At 30.1% G+C, this 4,824-nt stretch carries 5 protein-coding genes; 1 reads left to right on the top strand and 4 read right to left on the bottom strand.

Annotation, left to right across the window (positions count from 1 at the left end):
- Positions 1-65 precede the first annotated feature (65 nt).
- Entirely contained in the window at positions 66-1,427 is a 1,362-nt protein-coding gene (locus tag DIU01_RS00670) for a tetratricopeptide repeat protein (RefSeq protein ID WP_290831341.1), read from the top strand.
- 341 nt (positions 1,428-1,768) lie between these two features.
- On the opposite strand, the gene DIU01_RS00665 is transcribed toward DIU01_RS00670, so the two are convergent.
- The 4 genes from DIU01_RS00665 to DIU01_RS00650 all read right to left on the bottom strand — a co-directional run.
- Positions 1,769-2,827 (bottom strand): nucleoid-associated protein, encoded by a 1,059-nt coding sequence (locus DIU01_RS00665; protein WP_290831340.1) that lies wholly within the window; start codon positions 2,825-2,827, stop codon positions 1,769-1,771.
- 123 nt (positions 2,828-2,950) lie between these two features.
- Complete coding sequence (locus DIU01_RS00660; RefSeq protein ID WP_290831339.1) at positions 2,951-3,496, bottom strand: hypothetical protein; 546 nt, start codon at positions 3,494-3,496, stop codon at positions 2,951-2,953.
- Positions 3,497-3,588: 92 nt separating this feature from the next.
- Positions 3,589-4,551 carry a lipid A deacylase LpxR family protein gene (locus DIU01_RS00655; RefSeq protein ID WP_290831338.1) on the bottom strand — a complete coding sequence of 321 codons (963 nt, stop codon included), beginning with the start codon at positions 4,549-4,551 and terminating at the stop codon, positions 3,589-3,591.
- 46 nt (positions 4,552-4,597) lie between these two features.
- Positions 4,598-4,824: VOC family protein (locus tag DIU01_RS00650; protein ID WP_290831337.1), on the bottom strand; the 227-nt coding region annotated here is incomplete at its 5' end.

Raw genomic sequence — 4,824 nt, 5'->3', positions numbered from 1 at the left:
ACTAATAGCAATATTGATTTCATGGCTTTTGCAATAAACAATAAAAACAATTAAAATTAAATTTTATGAAAATTAAACAAATAATAATTGCAAGTTCATTATTAGTTTCTGTTGCTTCTTTCGCCCAAAAAGACGAGTTGAAAGCGTTAAAAAAAATATATGCCAAAGAAGAAATTAAAGGTGCCGATTTACTACAGTATAAAGCTTTAGTAGCTAAATTAGAACCATTAGCAACAGAAGAGGCCGATAAAGTATATGCAGGATTTTATAAATCAATGACTCCTGTTTTAGAATCTTTAGCTATAGACAAAACAATGCCACCAATGCAACAGCAAATGGCAATGGCAAAATTAGTTAGCCCAAAAGCTATATCTGATTTAGCTGCAGGATTGAATGCCACATTGGATTACGAAAAAAAATCTGGTAAAAAAGTATATACAGATGATATTTTGGAAACAGTTACATCGTTTAAACCTGAATTTTTAAATTATGCTGTTGCTCTTGAGAAACAAGGAAAAATAAAAGAATCTTCTCAAGTTTTATATGCAGTTTATCAATTAGATAAAAAAGATCAAGAGAATTTATATTATGCTGCTGGATATGCTGTGAATGCCAATGATTATGATAGTGCATTAAAATACTATCAAGAGTTAAAAGATGCAAATTATTCTGGAGAAAAAACTCTTTATTTTGCTAAAAATGTAGCTTCTAATCAAGAAGAATTATTCAATACAAAAAACGAAAGAGATAACTTAGTAAAGTTAAAAACTCATTCATTACCAAGAGAAGAAAAAGTTCCTTCTAAAAGAGGCGAAATCTACAAAAACATTGCAATAATTTTACTTCAAAAAGGTCAAAATGAGGAAGCTAAAACTGCAATTGCCGATGCTAGAAAAGCCAATCCGGATGATGTTTCTTTAATTGTAACGGAAGCGGATTTATACTACAAGTTAAAAGACAATGAAACATACAAAAGATTAGTTAACGAAGCACTAGCTAAAAATCCTAATGATGCGAGTTTAGTTTTTAATCTAGGTGTTGTTTCGAACACTGCAAATCAATTTGACGAAGCTAAAAAATATTATACAAAAGCTATCGAGTTAGATCCAAACTTTATTGATGCTTACTTAAATTTAGCTGACAATATTTTGAAACCAGATTCTAAATTAGTTGAAGACATTAATAAATTAGGTTCAAGCACAAGTGATAAAGACTTAAAAAAATACCAAGCGTTAACTGTTGAAAGAAAGAAGATTTTTACTGAAGTTATGCCCGTTTATGAAAAGGCATTAGAACTTTCAGAAAAATTAGATCAAAGCGTTCCTGCTAATAAAGAACAAACTAACGTAATTAAGTCTAACTTAAAAACAGTTTACAGCTTTTTAGAATTATCAGAAAAATCTAAAGCTTTAAAAGCAAAAATGTAATTGCAATAAAAAAGCCGAAATATAATTTGAAAATGCCCCAAAATGTTAGACACTATTTGGGGCTTTTTTTATGGAATGAAAAGGGTTAGTTTTCATAAGACTTGGTGAAATTGTTTTATTACTGAGAATAAATTACAGTTATTCTATTTATTTTAAGCTTAAGGTATTAAAGACTTATATTTTGACAATTACATTAGTAAAAGAATAAAGTCATACTTAAACAAAATGAGCCCGATAAAGTATCGAGCTCAGTATTATCAAAACCAATTTTAAGTTTCTTAAAACTTTTTGGTGAAGTTTATTTTAATCAATTGTGGATTTTATTACTCTGCTTTATAAAACTATGACTTATTCTCTTTATTGAAATAAACCAAGTAATAATACATTTGTTTTTCTTCATCCCATCCTTTTTCTACAAATTTCTCTGCACTTTCTGGATTGATAAAATCTAGTTTTATTTGAATATTTGTATCAAGATTGATTACGTTTTTAATTGATTTTCTAACATCAGTAACTGCTGCATTTGCAATAGGAAACGACGTTACATCTTCAATGCTGTATTTTTCACCTCTATCGGCTTTATAGCTTTTAAATTCCGGAATCAAATCTGGATTATCCATAACATCATTCAGGAAAGCTGTTTCTTCAAATTCGTCGTTTTTAGCAAAATGATTTACCGCACGATTCATAAACATTACTTCCTGCTTTTTGTCTTCGGCAGGAAAAACAACTTCTTTAGCAAACTCTTGACAGAATTTTAAATACTTCTTAGTCATAAAATTTTCATCCTGAAAAGCATCTACAGAAAGGAAATGTTCTAACCAATATCTTGCATCGTATCGATTGCTATCAACGGTTAAGATTTTGTAACCTTCTTCTTTTTTGTAATTGAAAATAAGACAACCTTTATCTAGTTTGTTCAAGTTAATTCCTTCTTGAAGAATCATTTCTAAACTACTGTTTTTCTCTTCAAATTGTAAAAAATCGGTACGTAATTCACTTTTAAAAATACCAATAGCATCAACAACATTATTGTCAATTGATACATTAGTTAAATAAGTTACATAAACTTCTCCGTTTTTAATGTGCGGATGATTGGATTGCTCAAATAAATGATTGGTAATTTTTTTAGAAATATCATGTACAGCACTCGGATTTGTAAAAACCTCGGTCGCAAAATTGAACATTTCATTGTATTCTAAATCTACTTCGTGTGCAAATTGAAAGTAGTTTTCTTCTTTCTCACGAAACGATTTAAAGAAATATTCCTTCAATAAAGGAACAATTTCATCGTTTAATCCATAAGGACTTTCAGATAGAAAAATGGCTTCGTTACGGCTTTTGTTTCCAACTCTATGGATGGATAAATTCTCAATGTGGGCGTTGAATAAGTTAATCATTTTTTGTTATTTAGAATAAAGATAATAGAATATAGAACATAGATTGTTCAGATAATTCTACACATCTTTACTTATTTAAGAAGTCTTTTCTCTATTTTCTATTCTCTATTTTCTTTTCGAAATTTAATTCCAATTTTCTTCAAATCCATAATCTTCAAAGCTGTCGTCGCTTCCAAAAGCATCAAGATCGTCTTCGTCTAAATCGTCTTCAAATTCGTTGTAGCTTTCTTCTTCATCAAAATCGGCTTGAAAATGTTTTTCCATAGCTTCGGCTGGCATTTCTCCGTGAGAAAACAATAAACTTGGGTAAATTACTCCAGTTTCTATCGTTTCTTCAACAGCAGCAAGTTCGACTAAAAATGTCCACATATTGATGAAATCATAAACATAAATGATTTTGGTATTGTCAGTATCTAAAATATCTGCCAATTGATAATCGCTCATAATCTTGTTCTCACCAGGAATATCTCCAGAGTCAAACATCGGAATTTCATCTTCTTGATTCCAAGTATCATCACATGTATAAAACGAAGCAACTTCCAATCCGTCAAAGCCAAAAGCATTAACGATTGCATTGTGCAAATCTTCTAAAGTGTCGTCTTGAAGGATTGCGATATCTCTAAAAATATCTTCTTCAGCATCTAGAATTACTCTAAATTTATAAACCATAATCTAAATTTTAATAAAGCGTCAAAGGTAAAATTAAATTTTAGATTTTAGATTTCAGATGTTCGTTTTGTTAATAAGATTTTATCGGCGAATTAAAATTTGAAACCAATTTTTATTCCACCATATTTTGCTGATGATCCAGTTTTAAATTCACGAGTAAGATGCGCGATGAAGTATTCAAAATACAATGTCTTGGTTTGCAGAATTAAACCATAATTATTTTGTGCAGTAAATCGTTCAATTGAATTCGATGAAATGGTGTACGGACTTTTATCATTAAATAATCCGCCTTGAAGTGTGGCATCGTATCCAATTATGTTTACTGATGGTTGTAAAAACAGGTACAATTGAAATTTATTTTTGTTTTTAACCGATGTAAAAGCCGAATTTATAATTCCGAAACTGGTATTAAATCCAACTGATGCATTGGTAAATAAGGTTCCAAATTGCATTTTTGAATTTGCATTTAAAGCAAATAAATCGTTGTATCGAACGAGTTGTTTCTCATAAATCAATCCGTAATTCAGCACAACATCATTCTTAATTTGATTTTGCCAACCCATCGGAATCGTGTTTCCAGTGGCTTCGTGAATTCCAACTTGCATTTCTTTCCCAAAAGCTCCAGGACCAATTAATCCAACGCTTAAAGTAGAAACCAATCTCGATTTTTGGATGGTATCTGTTGCAATAGAGAAACTTTTTAGCATTATCGCTGCCGCAAATGGTCGGTCGCCCAATTGTATTTCGGGACTTCCAATTCTGAAAGGCGTAAAACCAATGTGTTCAATGGATAAACCGTATTTGAGTTCCGAATTTTTAGGTTTTAAAAACAATTTATTAACTGGATTTTTTTCTAAAAATGGAGCAACTAGTTCAAAATTATAACCTTGTGTATAATTTTCATCGGTAGAACCAAAATAGTCATTATCATAATTAAACCTAAAGTAGGAATCACTTTTAATGTCTCTAAATGACGCAGTGTTTTCTATTTTTTGAGCCAATAGAATATTTGAAAATGCAAATACAAATACGATAGTAATAATGATTTTTTTCATACTATCATCTACGAAAATAAGCAGTTGACAGTTTGATTATTTCAAATTACTTTTCATAAAATTCAATTGGTAGACCATCAGGATCGGTAATAAAGAAAAAGTTTTTACCTGTAAATTCATCAATTCGAATTATTTCTGAATCGATATTTTTTGAAATCAAATAATTTCTAGTTTGTTCAATGTCATTTACTTCAAATGCTAAATGACGTAATCCACAAGCTTCGGGTTGTGAAACTCTTTGCGGCGGATTTGGAAATGAAAATAATTCGATGC

The organism is Flavobacterium sp., assembly GCF_003525665.1.
Classification (GTDB): Bacteria; Bacteroidota; Bacteroidia; order Flavobacteriales; family Flavobacteriaceae; genus Flavobacterium.
This window is presented reverse-complemented; position numbering and strand designations above follow the sequence as displayed.